This window comes from Streptomyces sp. NPDC030840 (assembly GCF_055572015.1).
The window spans coordinates 562,655-578,983 of record NZ_JBVIEE010000001.1 but is presented as its reverse complement, the minus strand read 5'-3'; the positions used below and the strand labels follow the sequence as shown (position 1 = coordinate 578,983).

The following is a 16,329-nucleotide window of genomic DNA, read 5'->3' as shown; positions in this document are numbered from 1 at the left end:
GATGGTGGGTGGTGCATCCATCCCCGTCGCCGACCGAGAGATCTCGCGTGCTCATACGACTCCTACGGGCCCACCTCAGTCCGTACACGAAACCCATCGCTTTACTGGTGCTGCTGCAGTTCGTGCAGACCTGCGCCACCCTCTACCTGCCGACTCTCAACGCGGACATCATCGACGACGGCGTCGTGAAGGGGAACACGGGCTACATCCTGTCCTTCGGCGCGCTGATGATCGGCATTTCGCTGGCACAGGTCGTCTGCAACATCGGGGCCGTGTACTACGGCGCCCGTACGGCGTCGGCGGTCGGCCGGGACATACGGGCCGCCGTATTCGACCGGGTGCAGTCGTTCTCGGCGCGTGAGGTCGGACACTTCGGCGCGCCCTCGCTGATCACGCGGACGACGAACGACGTCCAGCAGGTGCAGATGCTCACCCTGATGACGTTCACGCTGCTGGTGTCGGCGCCGATCATGTGCGTGGGCGGCATCGTGCTGGCGCTCGGGCTGGATGTGCCCCTGTCGGGCGTGCTGCTGGCCGTCGTGCCGGTGCTCGGTATCTCCGTCAGCCTCATCGTGCGCCGGCTGCGCCCCCTGTTCCGTTCCATGCAGGAGCGGCTCGACACCGTGAACCGGGTGCTGCGCGAGCAGATCACCGGTAACCGGGTGATCCGGGCGTTCGTGCGGGACGAGTACGAGAAGGACCGCTTCCGGGGCGCGAACGCCGACCTCACGGAGGTGTCGCTCGGGACCGGGCGGATGCTGGCCCTGATGTTCCCGATCGTCATGACGGTGGTGAACCTGTCGTCGATCGCGGTGGTGTGGTTCGGTGCGCACCGCATCGACAGCGGCGGGATGGAGATCGGCGCGCTGACCGCGTTCCTCGCCTATCTGATGCAGATCGTCATGTCCGTGATGATGGCCACCTTCATGTTCATGATGGTGCCGCGCGCGGAGGTCTGCGCCGAGCGCATCCAGGAGGTCCTCGACACCGAGAGCAGTGTCGTGCCGCCCGCCGCGCCCGTGACGGAGCTGCGGCGGCACGGGACGCTGGAGATCCGGGGCGCGGGCTTCCGCTATCCGGGTGCCGAGGAGCCGGTGCTCAGGTCCATCGACCTGGTGGCACGGCCGGGCGAGACGACCGCCGTCATCGGGTCGACGGGCAGCGGCAAGTCCACGCTGCTCGGACTGGTGCCCCGGCTGTTCGACGTCACCGAGGGCGAGGTCCTCGTCGACGGGGTGGACGTGGGGACCCTCGACCCGAAGCTGCTGGCGCGGACGGTGGGGCTGGTGCCGCAGAAGCCGTACCTCTTCGCGGGCACCGTCGCGACGAACCTGCGGTACGGCAATCCGGACGCGACCGACGAGGAGTTGTGGCACGCGCTGGAGGTGGCGCAGGCCAAGGAGTTCGTCGAGAGCCTGGAGAACGGCCTTGACTCCCCCATCTCGCAGGGCGGGACGAACGTGTCGGGCGGTCAGCGTCAGCGGCTCGCCATCGCCCGGACACTGGTCCAGCGCCCGGAGATCTACCTGTTCGACGACTCGTTCTCCGCGCTCGACTACAAGACCGATGCTCTGCTGCGGTCGGCGCTGGCCCGGGAGACCGCCGAGGCGACCGTCGTGATCGTCGCCCAGCGCGTGTCGACGATCCGGGACGCCGACCGGATCGTCGTCCTCGACGAGGGCCGGGTCGTGGGTACGGGCCGCCATCACGAGCTCATGGCCGGCAACGAGACGTACCGGGAGATCGTCCTCTCCCAGCTCACGGAAGCGGAGGCTGCCTGATGGCCGGGCCGATGGGACGGATGATGGCCGGGGGCGGCCCGGACCAGCACTCCATGGACTTCAAGGGGTCCGGCAAGCGGCTGCTCGCCCAGTTCAGGCCCGAGAAGGCCACCATGTACGCGATGCTCGTGTGCGGCGTGCTCAGTGTCGGGCTGTCGGTGCTGGGCCCGTGGATCCTCGGCAGGGCGACGGACCTGGTGTTCGCGGGGGTCGTCGGCCGTGAGATGCCCGAGGGCGCCACGAAGGCCGAGGTGCTCGCGTCGATGCGGGAGCGCGGCGACGGCGCTGTCGCCGACATGCTCCAGGGCACGGACTTCACGCCCGGCAAGGGCATCGACTTCACCGCCGTGGGGCACGTCCTGCTGATCGCGCTCGTCGTCTTCCTGGTGGCCGGTCTGCTGATGGCGGCGGCCACCCGGCTGTCCAACCGGGCGATCAACCTCACCGTGGCCCGGATGCGCCAGGAGCTGCAGGAGAAGCTGTCGCGGCTGCCGTTGTCGTACTTCGACCAGCGGCAGCGCGGTGAGGTGCTCAGCCGCGCCACCAACGACATCGACAACATCGGCCAGACGCTCCAGCAGTCGCTGGGGCAGCTCGTCAACTCGCTCCTGACGATCGTCGGCGTGCTGGTGATGATGTTCTGGGTGTCGCCGCTGCTGGCGCTGGTCGCGCTGGTGACCGTGCCGCTGTCGTTCGTGGTGGCCACCCGGGTCGGCAAGCGGTCGCAGCCGCACTTCGTGCAGCAGTGGCGGACCACGGGCAAACTCAACGCGCACATCGAGGAGATGTACACCGGGCACACGCTGGTGAAGGTGTTCGGGCGGCAGGAGGAGTCGGCGAAGCAGTTCGCCGAGGAGAACGAGCGGCTGTACGAGGCCGGGTTCAGGGCGCAGTTCAACAGCGGGATCATGCAGCCGCTGATGTTCTTCGTGTCGAACCTCAACTATGTGCTGGTGGCGGTGGTGGGCGGACTGCGCGTCGCGTCCGGGGCCCTGTCCATCGGTGACGTGCAGGCCTTCATCCAGTACTCGCGGCAGTTCTCGATGCCGCTGACGCAGGTGGCGTCGATGGCGAACCTGGTGCAGTCGGGCGTCGCCTCGGCCGAGCGCGTCTTCGAGCTGCTGGACGCGGAGGAGCAGGAAGCCGACCCTCCCCCACTCTCGGCTTCGCTCGAGCGGGGGGACCCCCAGCCGGGGGCGCGGCCGGAGGAACTGCGGGGGCGGGTGGCGCTGGAGCGGGTCTCCTTCCGGTACGACCCGGAGAAGCCGCTCATCGAGGACCTGTCGCTGAAGGTCGAGCCGGGGCACACGGTGGCGATCGTCGGCCCGACGGGGGCGGGGAAGACGACGCTGGTGAACCTGCTGATGCGCTTCTACGAGGTCACGGGCGGACGCATCACGCTGGACGGTGTGGACATCGCCTCCATGTCCCGCGACGAACTGCGGGCCGGGATCGGGATGGTGCTGCAGGACACGTGGCTGTTCGGCGGGACGATCGCGGAGAACATCGCGTACGGGGCCTCGCGGGAGGTGACCCGGGGTGAGATCGAGGAGGCGGCGCGGGCGGCGCACGCGGACCGCTTCATCCGTACGTTGCCCGAGGGGTACGACACGGTGATCGACGACGACGGAGCGGGGGTGAGCGCGGGTGAGAAGCAGCTCATCACGATCGCCCGGGCGTTCCTGTCCGATCCCGTGATCCTGGTGCTGGACGAGGCGACGAGTTCGGTGGACACGCGGACGGAGGTGCTGATCCAGAAGGCGATGGCGAAACTCGCGCACGGGCGCACGTCGTTCGTGATCGCGCACCGGCTGTCGACGATCCGGGACGCCGACACCATTCTCGTGATGGAGAACGGGTCGATCGTCGAACAGGGCGCGCATGGGGAGCTGTTGGCGGCGGACGGGGCGTATGCCCGGCTGTACAAGGCCCAGTTCGCGCAGGCGGTGGCGGAGGTGGACTGAGGGGTGGGGCGGGGGCGGGTGGGGGCCGGGGGTTTCCTCGCCCCCGCCGCCCCTACCCGTCCCATCCTCGGGGGCTCCGCCCCCAGCCTCCATGGAAGTGGTTGGGGTGGGTGGGTTGGTGCGGGTGGTGTGTGGCTGGTCGCGCAGTTCCCCGCGCCCCTTCAAAGACCGCGCAGTTCCCCGCGCCCCTGACGAACCGCGCACATCCCCGCGCCCCCGCATGCCGGCCCCGGCCGGAGAGAACTGAGCCCCTCCGTCAGTCCAGGTAGCCCCGCAGTTGGTCCGCGTACGCGTGGTCACGGAGCTTGTTCAGGGTCTTGGACTCGATCTGGCGGATCCGCTCCCTCGTGACGCCGAAGATGCGGCCGATCTCCTCCAGGGTGCGCGGGCGACCGTCCGCGAGGCCGTAGCGGAGCTGCACGACCTTCCGTTCCCGCTCCCCCAGCGTCGACAGCACCGCTTCCAGGTGCTCCCGCAGCAGCAGGAACGCCGCCGACTCCACCGGACTCGCCGCGTCGCCGTCCTCGATCAGGTCGCCGAGGGCCACGTCGTCCTCCTCGCCCACGGGAGCGTGGAGGGAGACGGGTTCCTGGGCGAGGCGGAGGACCTCGCTGACGCGCTCGCCGGGGATGTCGAGGTGGGCGGCCACCTCTTCGGGGGTCGGTTCGTAGCCGCGCTCCTGGAGCATACGGCGCTGGACCCGGACCACCCGGTTGATCAGTTCGACCACGTGCACGGGGACGCGGATCGTGCGGGCCTGGTCCGCCAGGGCCCGGGACATGGCCTGGCGGATCCACCACGTGGCGTAGGTCGAGAACTTGTAGCCCCGGGCGTAGTCGAACTTCTCGACCGCCCTGATCAGGCCCAGGTTCCCCTCCTGCACCAGGTCCAGCATCGTCAGCCCGCGCCCGACGTAACGCTTCGCCACCGACACGACCAGCCGCAGGTTCGCCTCGATCAGCCGCCGCTTGGCCATCCGGCCCATCACGACCAGCCTGTCCAGGTCCATGGCCAGCTGGGTGTCCAGGTCGGGGGTGCTGCCGAGCTTCTCCTCCGCGAACAGTCCGGCCTCCACCCTGCGGGCGAGTTCCACCTCCTCGGCGGCCGTGAGCAGTGGTATGCGGCCGATCTCCCGCAGGTACTGGCGGAACAGGTCCGAGGAGGGCCCGGTGGTGTCGGCGCGTCCGCGCGGCGGCTCCACCGGCTCCACGGGTTCCACCGGCTCTGCGGGTTCCGCCGCTTCCAGTGTTTCCACGGCGGCCACCGGCGGCTCATCGAACTCCGGCGGGCTCTCCGGGCCCGCCTCGGGGTGGTGCGCGGCCCGGCTCTGTGGGGGCACCGCCGTGATGACGGCGGTCTCCGCGTCGGGCTCCGTACTGTCCGTACTGTTCTCGTGCTGTGTGAGGGTCTGGGTCTGCACGGGGGCGACCTCCAGGAATGTCGCTGCTGAAGCATGCGGCAGCGGTACGTCGGGGATGGCGACGGCCTCACCGCCGTCCATCCCGTAGTCATTGGGCGGAACCGCGGGGGTCTCGGACCCGCCGGGGGCGGGCCGGCCGCGCTCCGAGGACTCAGGCACCGGAACCCAGTGTGGAGTACGACACATCGCCGCCACGAGGGGCGTGCGGTGACTTTTTGCGTCCGGTCCGTGACCGCATGGTTACCCTCTCGGACGAGTGCGCTGCTGAGAGGGTGCGAAACAGCTTGAAGGGCGTACCGGATTGGCATGTGCGCCGAGGGCCCGCCGGCCGGAGGCGCGTCAGAGTGCCTGGGCCCCCTGCTCCCTGAGTGCCTTGCCGTACTGCTGGAGGACCCACAGCTCGTTCTGCACGGCCGCGAGCCGGGCCGGATCGCCGTGGGCGCCGAGGCGGGTGAAGGTGCTCTGGAGGTCCTGGATCCTGCGGTCGACGGCACGGCACCGCACCGTCACCAACTGCTCGCCCGCGTAGGCCTCGTCGACGACCTTGCGCATGATCGGCTCGACGGCCAGCTCCGTCACCATGGCGCGGACGGCGTCGTCGGGGGCGGCCTCACGGACCCGGACCAGATAGTCCTGGGGGTCCTGGGCCCCGTACTCGGCGCCCCCCGCCTCCATGATGACCTGCCGTACGGCCGCGTACGGCGGGGCGGTGAACTCGTCGACCTCGAACGCGTCGAAGGCCGGGGAGACCAACTCCGGTCGCTGGAGAGCGAGTTTGAGCAGTTCGCGCTCGGTCTTGTGCGCGGGGTTGCGCAGGTTCAGCGGAGGGCCCGCGAACGCCCTGGACGGCGCCGCGTCGATCTCGGGGGCACGCCGGGTCCGGGACACCGGGCCGCTGCCGCCGCTCCTGCGGTGCAGGTAGCCGACACGGTCCACCACGAACTCGGGGTCCAGGATGCCGACGAGGCCCGCGAGCTGCACGGCCACCTCGCGCCGCGTGGTGCGCTCCTTGATTCTGGCGACCACGGGCGCGGCCTCGTCCAGAGCGGCCGCCCGGCCGGCCGCGGTCTCCAGGTCGTAGCGCCTGACGATCTGGTGCAGGGCGAACTCGAAGAGCGGCGTGCGCGGCTGGGTCAGCTCCGCCACCGCCTCGTCGCCCTTGGCCAGCCGCAGCTCGCAGGGGTCCATACCGTCCGGCGCGATGGCGATGTACGTCTCGGCGGCGAACTTCTGGTCGTCCTCGAAGGCGCGCAGGGCCGCCTTCTGGCCGGCAGCGTCACCGTCGAAGGTGAAGATCACCCGAGCGCTGCCGTTGTCCATGAGCAGGCGCCTGAGGATCTTGACGTGCTCGCCGCCGAAGGCCGTGCCGCAGGTCGCTATGGCGGTGGTGACGCCCGCGAGGTGGCAGGCCATGACGTCCGTGTAGCCCTCGACGACCACCGCGCGGCTGGACTTGGCGATGTCCTTCTTCGCGAGGTCGATGCCGTACAGGACCTGGGACTTCTTGTAGATGGCCGTCTCGGGGGTGTTGAGGTACTTGGGTCCGTTGTCCGCCTCGTACAGCTTGCGGGCCCCGAAGCCCACCACGTCGCCGCCGATGTCGCGGACGGGCCACATCAGGCGCCCGCGGAAGCGGTCGATGGGGCCACGGCGGCCCTCCTGCGCCAGGCCGGAGAGCAGCAGCTCCTTGTCGGTGAAGCCCTTGCCGCGGAGGTAGCGCGTGAGGTGGTCCCAGCCCTGGGGGCTGTAGCCGACGCCGAAGTGGACGGCGGCGGCCTGGTCGAAGCCGCGCTCGGCGAGGAAGATCCGGCCGGTGTCGGCCTCGGGGCTGGTGGCGAGCTGCTCGGCATACCACTCGGCGGCGATCTTGTGCGCCTCGACCAGGCGGATGCGCTCGCCGCGCTGGTGGGAGGGGTTGTACCCGCCCTCCTCGTACCGCAGCGTGATGCCGGCCTGCGCGGCGAGGCGCTCGACCGCCTCCGAGAAGGAGAGGTGGTCGACCTTCATCACGAAGGTGATGGTGTCGCCGCCCTCCTGGCAGCCGAAGCAGTGGAAGAGCCCCTTGCTCGGGCTGACCTGGAAGGACGGCGACTTCTCGTCGTGGAAGGGGCACAGGCCCTTCAGGTTGCCCCCGCCCGCGTTCCGCAGCTGGAGATACTCGGACACCACGGCGTCGATCGGAACCGCGTCCCGAACCGCCTTCACGTCCTCGTCATTGATCCGTCCTGCCACGGAGTGATTCTACGGGGGAGCACGGACACATCCGGGGCACGGGAGCGCCCCTGCAAGGGGCGCGGGGCTGTGTCGATCTGCGGCTCCGCCGCGATGGGGGTCCCCCCGCTCGAGCGAAGCCGAGAGTGGGGGAGCGACAAGCCACACACAACCCGCACCCGCCCACAAACAGATCCCAGCAAACGCCTACGCGACCAGGCTCTCCAAAGAAACGCGCGGATCCGCCAACGCCTCCGCGTCCACCGCGGTCCTCGCCCGGATGAGGGACTGAATCCGCTCGGTGACATCCCACACGTTCACGTTCATCCCGGCCAGCACCCTCCCCTCCTTCAGCCAGAACGCGATGAACTCCCGCTTCCCCGCGTCCCCGCGGATCACGACCTCGTCGTACGACCCGGGCGGCGCCCACCCGGAGTACTCCATCCCCAGGTCGTACTGGTCGGAGAAGAAGTAGGGGACGCGATCGTAGGTGACCTCCTGCCCCAGCATCGCCCGCGCCGCCGCCGGTCCGCCGTTGAGCGCGTTCGCCCAGTGCTCCACCCGCAGCCGGGTGTCGAACAGCGCGTGCGGGAAGGAGACGACGTCACCGGCCGCGTAGATGTGGGGGTCGGACGTCCGCAGGCGCTCGTCCACGACGATGCCCCCACCGTGCGTGCGATCGGCGATCTCCAGCCCGGAGGCCTCCGCGAGCGCGGTCCGCGGGGCGGCGCCGATGGCCGCCAGGACGTCGTGCGCCGGATGCTCCTCCCCCGTGTCCGTGCGCGCGGCCAGCACCATGCCGTCCTGGCCGACGATCTCGGTGAGCCTCGCGCCGAAGTGGAAGCGGACGCCGTGCTCGCGGTGCAGCTCGGCGAAGAGACCGCCCAGCTCGGGGCCGAGCACCCCGTACAGCGGGGTGGCGTTGTGCTCGACGACCGTGACCTCCGCGCCGTACTCGCGGGCGGCGGCCGCGACCTCCAGGCCGATCCAGCCGGCGCCCGCGATCACGAGATGGCCGTTGTCGCGGCCGAGCGCGGTGAGGACGCCCCTGAGGCGCTCGGCGTGGGCGAGGCGGCGCAGGTGGTGGACGCCGGCGAGGTCCGTGCCGGGGATGTCGAGGCGGCGCGGCTCGGCGCCGGTCGCGAGCAGCAGCTTGTCGTAGTGGACGAGGGTGCCGTCGTCGCCGAAGCGGACGGTCCTCGCGGTGCGGTCGATGGCGTCGACGGTCTGGCCGAGGTGCAGCTCGATGTCGTGCTGGGCGTACCAGGAGGGCTCGTGGACGAAGACGCTGTCGCGCTCCTCCTTGCCCAGGAGATAGCCCTTGGACAGGGGCGGACGCTCGTACGGGTGGTCACGTTCGTCGCAGATCAGTATCACGCGGCCGGTGAAGCCCTCCGTCCGGAGCGTCTCGGCCGCCTTGGCGCCGGCCAGTCCTCCTCCGACGATGACGAATGTCTGATCCGCGTCGACCACTTGTTGCCTCCTGCCGGGATCCGGGGTGGCCCCCGGACGAACATAACGTCAGCTGAACATCGCTTCAGATGCCCCTTGCGGTTGCCGCCACATGCGAGCGTCCCGCACGGAGCGTGATGCGGGAAGAGGGAGTGGCCCGATCAGGCCACGGAGGGTCACACCTGCCTCCCTCCGGAGTCACCCGCGTCACATGGGCCCGGTGAGTCTCGCGTGCAACGTGCGGGCCGAGGCGTCGGTGAGGGAGGCGATCTGATCGACGATCACGCGTTTGCGTGCGCGGTCGTCGGCTGCCTCGTCGAACAGGGCACGGAACTGGGGTTCGAGCCCGTCCGGTGCGCGGGCGGTGAGCGCCTCGGCGAGTTCGGCGACGACGATCCGCTGGTCGGCGCGGAGCCGCTCCTGCTCGGCGCGCTGCATGACGTACCGGTCGGCGACGGCCTTGAGCACGGCGCATTCCAGTCGGGCCTCGCGCGGGACGACCAGCTCGGCCGCGTACCGCGTGAGCCTCCCGCTGCCGTACGCCGCCCGGGTCGCGCCCTCGGCGGCCAGGCAGAAACGGCCGATGAGCTGGCTGGTGGCGTCCTTGAGGCGGGCCTGCGCCACGGCCGTTCCGTCGTAGCCGTGCGGCCACCACTCCTGGTCGAGGAGGCGGTCGAGGGCGCCTGCGAGTTCGGCGGGGTCCGTGTCGGCGGGGACGTACCGGCCGAGGGCGACCGCGAAGACCGTCTGCCGCTCGGGCTCGGCGTACAGGGCGCCCGGGTCGATGTGGCCCGCGTGCAGGCCGTCCTCGAAGTCGTGCACCGAGTACGCCACGTCGTCCGACCAGTCCATGACCTGGGCCTCGAAGCAGGTGCGGTCCTCGGGGGCGCCCTTGCGGATCCAGTCGAAGACCGGCCGGTCGTCCTCGTAGACACCGAACTTCGGGGAGGTGGGGGCGGTGGGGTGGCCGCCGCGCGGCCAGGGGTACTTGGTGGCGGCGTCGAGGGCCGCGCGGGTGAGGTTCAGACCGACGCTGACGAGGTCGCCGGTCGTGGGGTCGGTGACGAAGCGCTTGGGTTCGATGCGGGCCAGCAGGCGAAGGGACTGGGCGTTGCCCTCGAAGCCGCCGCAGTCCTCCGCGAACTCGTTCAGCGCCTGCTCGCCGTTGTGGCCGAAGGGCGGGTGGCCGAGGTCGTGGGAGAGGCAGGCCGCCTCGACCAGGTCGGGGTCGCAGCCGAGGGCGGCGCCGAGCTCGCGGCCGACCTGGGCGCACTCCAGGGAGTGGGTGAGGCGGGTGCGGGGGCTGGCGTCCCAGGCCGGGCTCCGGGTGCCCGGAGTGACGACCTGGGTCTTGCCGGCCAGGCGGCGCAGCGCCGCGGAGTGCAGCACACGCGCGCGGTCGCGCTGGAAGGCGGTGCGGCCGGGACGCTTGTCGGGCTCGGCGGCCCACCGGTCGATTGACGCCGGGTCATAACCGGGCGGTGCAGTGTGGTTCTCGTACGCCGGGGCCGTGGCTGCCGTGGGCTCGGGTGCGGTGCCTTCCATGTCTCGACAGTAAGCGTCAGCGGTACGGGTTGGGGGCTGCCCAGTCGTGTGTGTCTGCCGCTTCTGCCGGGTTGTGCCAGGTTCTGTCGTCCTGGGGCCGGGGAGTCAGGCCGAGGCCAGTGCCGGTTCCGCCGCGGCCGCCGGGACCCTCGCCGCCTCGTCGTAGCGGTGCAGGACCAGGCGGGCCATCGCCGGGTGGGCTCCGAGGGGGCCGGCGGCGATCCAGGGGGCCGCGTCGGCGCACTCGGTGGCGAAGCGGCCGGGCGCGGTGAAGTAGGAGGCGACGGCGACGCGGTCGCGGCCGCGGGCGGCGAAGGCACGGACGGCCGCCGGGACGGTGGGCGCGGCGGCGGAGGCGTACGCGGGCACGACCGGGACGCCGAGGCGTTCGGCGAGGAGCTCGGCGGTGCGGCGGGCGTCGACGGCGGCGTCGGGGTCGCGGGAGCCGGCGGCGGCGAGGACGACCCCGCGCGACCGGCGCTCGGCCTCGCTCGACGGTGTGCGCCAGCCGGCCTCGACGAGCCGCTCGTACAGGGTGTCCACGAGCAGGGAGTGCGGGCCGAGCGGCGTGGCGAACCGGGCGCGTACCCGGGACGCGGCCGCCATCTCGGGGATGTCCTGCTTGACGTGGTAGCCGCGGCTGAGGAGCAGCGGGACCAGGACCGCCTCCTGGTCGCCGAGGGCGGCGAGGGTGTCGGGGAGCAGGGGCTCGTTGAGCTCGATGTGCCCGAGGTGCACGGGCAGGCCGGGCCGCAGCTCGCGGACGCGGTCCACGAGGGCGTGCACGGTCGCCAGGGTGCGCGGGTCGCGGCTGCCGTGCGCCACCAGGACGAGCGCGGGCGCCGGGGGCGGTGCGGGGCGCCGGGTCCCGTCGAGCGAGACGAGGCTGAGCTGGCTGGCGAGCTGACTGCTGATCCGGTTCATGATGTGCGCCGTACTGTCGAGGTGAGCGCCACGGAGCGGCTGGCCGCCGGGGCTGGGCTGGGACTCGTCGCGGGGAGCGTCCGACTTGCGCGTCGCCGTCATGAATCGATGGTGGCGGCGGGACGTTGCCGAGCCGTTGCACGGGAGTCACGGGTGTTTTCCGGGGGTTCACGGTGGGGTGACCGGGCTGTGTGAGGTGCGGTGACCTGCGCTTTCGTTCCCCAGGAGTGAACGGGGTCACGTCGTGGGGGCGAACCGGATCGCTGGGCTCGGCGTCTTCGTTGGTCGAAACGGTGGGGGCCGTCGAGGGAACGGTAACCCGCCCGAAACACAGAGCGAGGGGACTGCCGTCATGCACCTGCCGCGCCCGGGGCTCAGGTCACCGTCCGGTCTCCGTCTCCGTCAGCTGTTCGTGCGGCTGCGGCTGCCGCGGACCCGGGACGGGCGGCGGCGGGCGGTGCAGGTGGTGATGTCGCTGTGCGTGCTCGCGCTGCTGCCGGCGACGTGGATCTTCGTCGTGTCGGGTGATCGGCTGCGGACCGTGGACAGCGTGCCGCGCACCGATGTGGCCGTGGTGTTCGGCGCCGGGCTGTGGGACGGCGAGCCCTCGCCGTACCTCGCGCACCGGCTGGACGCGGCGGCGGAGCTGTACCGGGCGGGGCGTGTCGAGGTCGTGCTGGTGAGCGGGGACAACAGCCGTGAGGACTATGACGAGCCGGACGCGATGCGGGCGTATCTCAGGGTGCGGGGAGTTCCTGACGCGCGGATCGTCAGTGACTACGCCGGGTTCGACACGTGGGACTCGTGCGTGCGGGCCCGGAAGATCTTCGGGGTGGATCGGGCGGTGCTGATCAGTCAGGGGTTCCACATACGGCGGGCGGTTGCCCTGTGTGAGGAGGCGGGGGTGCGGTCGTACGGGGTCGGGGTCGATGACCGGCACGATGTGACCTGGTACTACGGGGGCGTGCGGGAGGTCTTCGCCGCGGGGAAGGCGATGGTGGACGCGGTGTTCGAGCCGGATCCGCGGTTCCTCGGGCCGAGGGAGGCGGGGGTGGAGCGGGCGTTGGCGTCCGGGCGGTAGGGGTGCGCGGCTGCTCGGTCTCTGTCCCCCGCCCCTGCCCGCCCCATCCCCACAAAGGCCGGAGGAGCCGGCTCATTCAGCAGCCGCTGAAGTTCGGCCTCCTCTTCTCCAGGAACGCGGTCATGCCCTCCTTCTGGTCCTCCGTCGCGAACAGGGCGTGGAAGACGCGGCGTTCGAAGAGGGTGCCCTCGGCCAGGCCGGTCTCCAGGGCGCGGTCGACGCATTCGCGGGCCGCCCGGATCGCCGGTGTGCCGTGGGAGGCGATCGTGGTGGCCGCTTCCGTGGCCGTGGGCAGGACCTGCTCGTCGGGGACCACCCGCGACACCAGTCCGGAGCGTTCCGCCTCGTGGGCGTCCATCGTGCGGCCGGTGAGGATCAGGTCCATGGCCTTCGCGCGGCCGACCAGCCGGGTCAGGCGCTGGGTGCCGCCGATGCCCGGGATCACCCCCAGCTTGATCTCGGGCTGGCCGAAGACCGCCGACTCGCCCGCGATGACCACGTCGCACATCATCGCGAGCTCGCAGCCGCCGCCCAGGGCGTAGCCGTTGACCGCCGCGATCTTGGGTGTGCGGAAGGCCGCGAACTCCTCCCAGCCCGCGAAGTAGTCCTCCGCCGCCATGTCCACGGCCGACTTCCCGCGCATCTCCTTGATGTCCGCCCCGGCCGCGAAGACCTTCTCCGAGCCGGTCACCACGAAGCAGCCGACCTCAGGGTCCGTGTCCAGGGGGCGCAGGGCGTCCAGGAGTTCGGTCATCAGCTCACTGCTCAGCGCGTTCAGGACGTGCGGGCGGTGGAGCCGTACCGTGACCACCCGGTCGTGGCGTTCGAGCTTGATGGTGTTCATCGAAGGTGTCCTTTCCTGACTGCCGGTCACGAGTCCCAGATCGCTCCGTACGCCGGTATCCCGCGTCGTTCCAGGCCGTGCACCACCTGCCAGGTGAGCTTCTTGTTGGAGATGCAGATGACAGCCTCGGCGCCGAAGTCCCGGTACGCGGTGTGGGCGAGGCGCACCATGTCGGGTTTGCCGTGCAGGGACGTGTCCCAGATCCGGGCGTGCGGCTGCACCGCGAGGATCTCGTCGACCAGGGTGTCGCCGTACGTCGTGCGGGGGTCGCGGGTCGCCCAGACGAGGAGGGAGGGGACCTCGGCGGCGAGGAGGTGCGGCAGGCAGGGGCCGATGCCGCTGCCCGTCGCCACGTAGACCACCTTCGTGAAGAGGGTCTCGATGTTCGCCACTCCGGCTGTCGTGATGCCCTTGACCCATACGCGTGACGGTCTGTCGTCGATGAACGAGCCCGTCCAGTCCCCCGCCCGCGAGATCGTGAGCCGGAAGCCGGACTCGCCGGGTGCGGGCACGTTCGCGAACGAGTGCCATTCCCGCAGCGGGCTGCGGCTGATCGCCGTGGAGGAGCCCGCGAAGGGGGTTTCGCCGTGGTCGAAGCGGGCCAGCGCCACGTGCGAGGAGGGGCGTTCGATCCGTACGTCGACCTTGCGCAGGCGCAGCCAGGGCAGGGCCACGCTGAAGGTGACCACCGCCAGGACCCACAGGCCCGCGCGTTCGCCGCTGAGGACGGTGTGCGTCCAGAACAGCGCCAGAGCCGTCCAGCCGCCGAAGCGGTGGATCTTCTCGAAGTGGTCGTGGAAGCGGGAGCGGAAGGGTCGGAGTGCGGTCGCGACGATGACGGACAGCAGCGCGATCAGCGTCCAGCTCACCGTCACCAGCGGGCCGCCGGCGCCCTCCGCCGTCAGTGCCACCGCCAGCCCCACGAACCACAGGCTGCCCGCCAGCGCCCCGCCCACGTGCAGTCCGCCGAAGTGGTAGACCTTCCCCAGCGTCCAGCGCACCTTGAGCGGCCACGTCGTGGGTGCCGACGTGGCCAGCCGGAAGAAGAGGTTGATGACGTACTGCTGGCGCACGAGGACCGCCAGCGCGAGGTTCGCCAGGGCCGCGTGGCCGAGGGTTCTGGTATGCAGGGGCCAACTCGCCCACAGGAAGACCAGGTTGGCCAGCAGGACGAGGGCCACGAGGCGGTTGTAGTGCATCAGGCGCGGGTGCTTGAGGGCGCGCCTGAGGGGTGAGGTGAGCGGGGGCAGTGCGACGGTGCTCTCGGTGTGGGCCGTACGCGGAGGTGAGGAGGTCATCGCGCCACCGCCGTCGGCTCGACGGCCGTCCGCTCAGCTACCGTGCGCTCGACCGGCATCCGCTCAGCCACCGTCCGCTCGACCGGCATCCGCTCCTCCGCCAGTCGCAGCAGCGCCCGTTTGTCGATCTTGCCGCGGTCGGTCTCGGGGAGGGCCGCCAGCGGCAGGACGTCCGACGGCACGCAGTAGTACGGCAGGGCGGCGGCCACGGCGTCGCGCGCCGCGGTCGGGTCGACGTCGGCCGGGCAGACGAAGGACACGAGGGTGCGGGCGTCACGCTTCAGGGTCACCGCTCGGACGCAGCCGGGGACGCGTTCCAGCACGGAGGACACGGAGTCCAGTTCGACGCGGAAGCCGCGCACCTTCACCTGGTCGTCGGTGCGGCCGAGGTGCTCGAGTTCGCCGTCCGCGGTCCAGCGGCCCAGGTCGCGGGTGCGGAACATACGGTGGTCGCCGCCGAGGAACGGGTCGGGGGCGTACCGTTCGGCGTTCAGCTCGTCGTTGTCCAGGTAGCCCGCCGACACGCAGTCCCCGCCCGCCCACATCTCGCCCGTCTCGCCGATCGGGACCGGGCGGCGGTGGGCGTCGAGGACGTACACCGTGTTGTTGGGGGTGGGGCGGCCGATCGTCAGGAGCGGGGCGGAGGGGTCGTGGCGGGCCATCGTGTTCACGATCGTCGTCTCGGTGGGGCCGCAGCAGTTGTAGAACGCGGCCCGTGCGGCCCACCGGTCCGCCAGCGGGCGCGGGCACGGCTCCCCCGCCACCGCCACGGTCCGTACGCGCGGGCAGCTCGCCGGGTCGATGCCGGACAGCACCGTGGGCGTGGCGACGATGACGTCCGCCGCGCGGGCCGTGGCCGCGATGTCCTTGCCGCGGATGGCGAGGGTGCCGCCGTGGGTGAGGCAGCCGAGGATCTCCCAGGCGGCCATGTCGAAGGCGACGTTGAGGAGCTGGGCGACCCGGTCGCCGGGGCGGATGTCCAGGTCGCCGGGGGCGGTGAGGAGGAGGTTCGCGACGTTGCGGTGGGTGACCTTCACGCCGTTGGGCCGGCCGGTGGTGCCCGAGGTGAACAGGACGTAGCAGCCGTCGTCGGGCCGCACGTCCACGGCGGGTCCGCGGCCGTACGGCAGTGGCTCGTCCAGCGCGATCAGGCGGTGGCCCGGCCGCAGGGGCACCCGGTCCGCGTACTCCCGCTGGGTGAGGACCACCCGGGTCGCGGCGGTGCGGACGACGTGGTCGAGTTGGGCCGGGGGCGTCAGGCCGATGTCCTGGGGGACGTAGGCGGCGCCCGCCTTGAGGGTGCCGAGCAGGCCGACGAGCATCGGGATCGAGCGGCGGACGAAGAGGCCGACGTGGTCGCCGGGGCGTACGCCCTCGCGGACCAGGCGGGCGGCGAGGGCGTCGGCGTACCGGTCGAGTTCTCCGTACGTGATCGTCGCGCCCTGGTGTTCGGCGGCGACGGCGCCCGGGGTGGCGGTGGCCCACCGTTCGACGGCGTGGTGGACGACGGGGTCGGGGAGGGGGACGGACGGACCCCGGCCGTACTCGTGGAACAGGGTTCTGTGGTGAGCGGTGAGGTGGCGCAGAGGCATGAGGGGTGACCTCCTGGCGCTTTCGAGAGACGGATGACATGGCCGTTGGACGCGGCGGTGTTTCCGGTGTGTCGAATGCCGTGCGGGTCGTGCGCGGCCCCGACTCTAGGGGCCCGTTTCTTCAACGCTCAACCATGCGTGACCAGCCACTCACGCTACGAAATCGGCCACATGTGGTGTGTTCCGTCACAGCGGCAACTTTTACACCGCGCGGCGG

At 71.1% G+C, this 16,329-nt stretch carries 11 protein-coding genes; 3 read left to right on the top strand and 8 right to left on the bottom strand.

Annotation, left to right across the window (positions count from 1 at the left end):
• Positions 1–47 precede the first annotated feature (47 nt).
• Together ACZ49J_RS02405 and ACZ49J_RS02400 are read left to right on the top strand one after the other, a co-directional pair.
• A complete protein-coding gene (locus tag ACZ49J_RS02405) occupies positions 48–1,781 on the top strand; it encodes an ABC transporter ATP-binding protein (RefSeq protein ID WP_467447368.1) in 1,734 nt (577 codons plus the stop codon).
• Positions 1,781–3,745 carry an ABC transporter ATP-binding protein gene (locus tag ACZ49J_RS02400; protein WP_467447366.1) on the top strand — a complete coding sequence of 655 codons (1,965 nt, stop codon included), beginning with the start codon at positions 1,781–1,783 and terminating at the stop codon, positions 3,743–3,745. The genes ACZ49J_RS02405 and ACZ49J_RS02400 overlap by 1 nt, the downstream gene beginning before the upstream one ends.
• A 256-nt stretch (positions 3,746–4,001) precedes the next feature.
• Here ACZ49J_RS02400 and ACZ49J_RS02395 read toward each other — a convergent pair whose 3' ends face one another.
• The 5 genes from ACZ49J_RS02395 to ACZ49J_RS02375 form a co-directional block, all read right to left on the bottom strand.
• Entirely contained in the window at positions 4,002–5,324 is a 1,323-nt protein-coding gene (locus tag ACZ49J_RS02395) for an RNA polymerase sigma factor (protein WP_467447365.1), read from the bottom strand.
• A 180-nt stretch (positions 5,325–5,504) separates the two neighbouring features.
• Entirely contained in the window at positions 5,505–7,397 is a 1,893-nt protein-coding gene (dnaG, locus tag ACZ49J_RS02390; RefSeq protein WP_467447364.1) for a DNA primase, read from the bottom strand.
• Between the two features lie 186 nt (positions 7,398–7,583).
• Positions 7,584–8,849 carry an NAD(P)/FAD-dependent oxidoreductase gene (locus ACZ49J_RS02385; RefSeq protein ID WP_467447362.1) on the bottom strand — a complete coding sequence of 422 codons (1,266 nt, stop codon included), beginning with the start codon at positions 8,847–8,849 and terminating at the stop codon, positions 7,584–7,586.
• 186 nt (positions 8,850–9,035) lie between these two features.
• Entirely contained in the window at positions 9,036–10,373 is a 1,338-nt protein-coding gene (locus ACZ49J_RS02380; protein ID WP_467447361.1) for a deoxyguanosinetriphosphate triphosphohydrolase, read from the bottom strand.
• A 105-nt stretch (positions 10,374–10,478) separates the two neighbouring features.
• Positions 10,479–11,399 (bottom strand): sirohydrochlorin chelatase, encoded by a 921-nt coding sequence (locus tag ACZ49J_RS02375; protein WP_467447359.1) that lies wholly within the window; start codon positions 11,397–11,399, stop codon positions 10,479–10,481.
• Positions 11,400–11,649: 250 nt separating this feature from the next.
• Here ACZ49J_RS02375 and ACZ49J_RS02370 point away from each other — a divergent pair, with 250 nt between their 5' ends.
• Positions 11,650–12,378: a SanA/YdcF family protein gene (locus ACZ49J_RS02370; protein WP_467447358.1), complete on the top strand. Its 729-nt coding sequence runs from the start codon at positions 11,650–11,652 to the stop codon at positions 12,376–12,378.
• A gap of 76 nt (positions 12,379–12,454) precedes the next feature.
• Here ACZ49J_RS02370 and ACZ49J_RS02365 read toward each other — a convergent pair whose 3' ends face one another.
• The 3 genes from ACZ49J_RS02365 to ACZ49J_RS02355 are packed head-to-tail and all read right to left on the bottom strand — an operon-like array spanning position 12,455 to position 16,112.
• A complete protein-coding gene (locus tag ACZ49J_RS02365; protein WP_467447357.1) occupies positions 12,455–13,222 on the bottom strand; it encodes an enoyl-CoA hydratase-related protein in 768 nt (255 codons plus the stop codon).
• A 26-nt stretch (positions 13,223–13,248) separates the two neighbouring features.
• The gene (locus ACZ49J_RS02360; protein WP_467447356.1) at positions 13,249–14,520 is read right to left on the bottom strand and encodes a ferredoxin reductase domain-containing protein; all 1,272 of its coding nucleotides are present in this window, start codon (positions 14,518–14,520) and stop codon (positions 13,249–13,251) included.
• Positions 14,517–16,112, bottom strand: a complete 1,596-nt coding sequence (locus ACZ49J_RS02355) for an amino acid adenylation domain-containing protein (protein WP_467447355.1) — start codon at positions 16,110–16,112, stop codon at positions 14,517–14,519. The genes ACZ49J_RS02360 and ACZ49J_RS02355 overlap by 4 nt, the downstream gene beginning before the upstream one ends.
• Between the last annotated feature and the right edge of the window lie 217 nt (positions 16,113–16,329).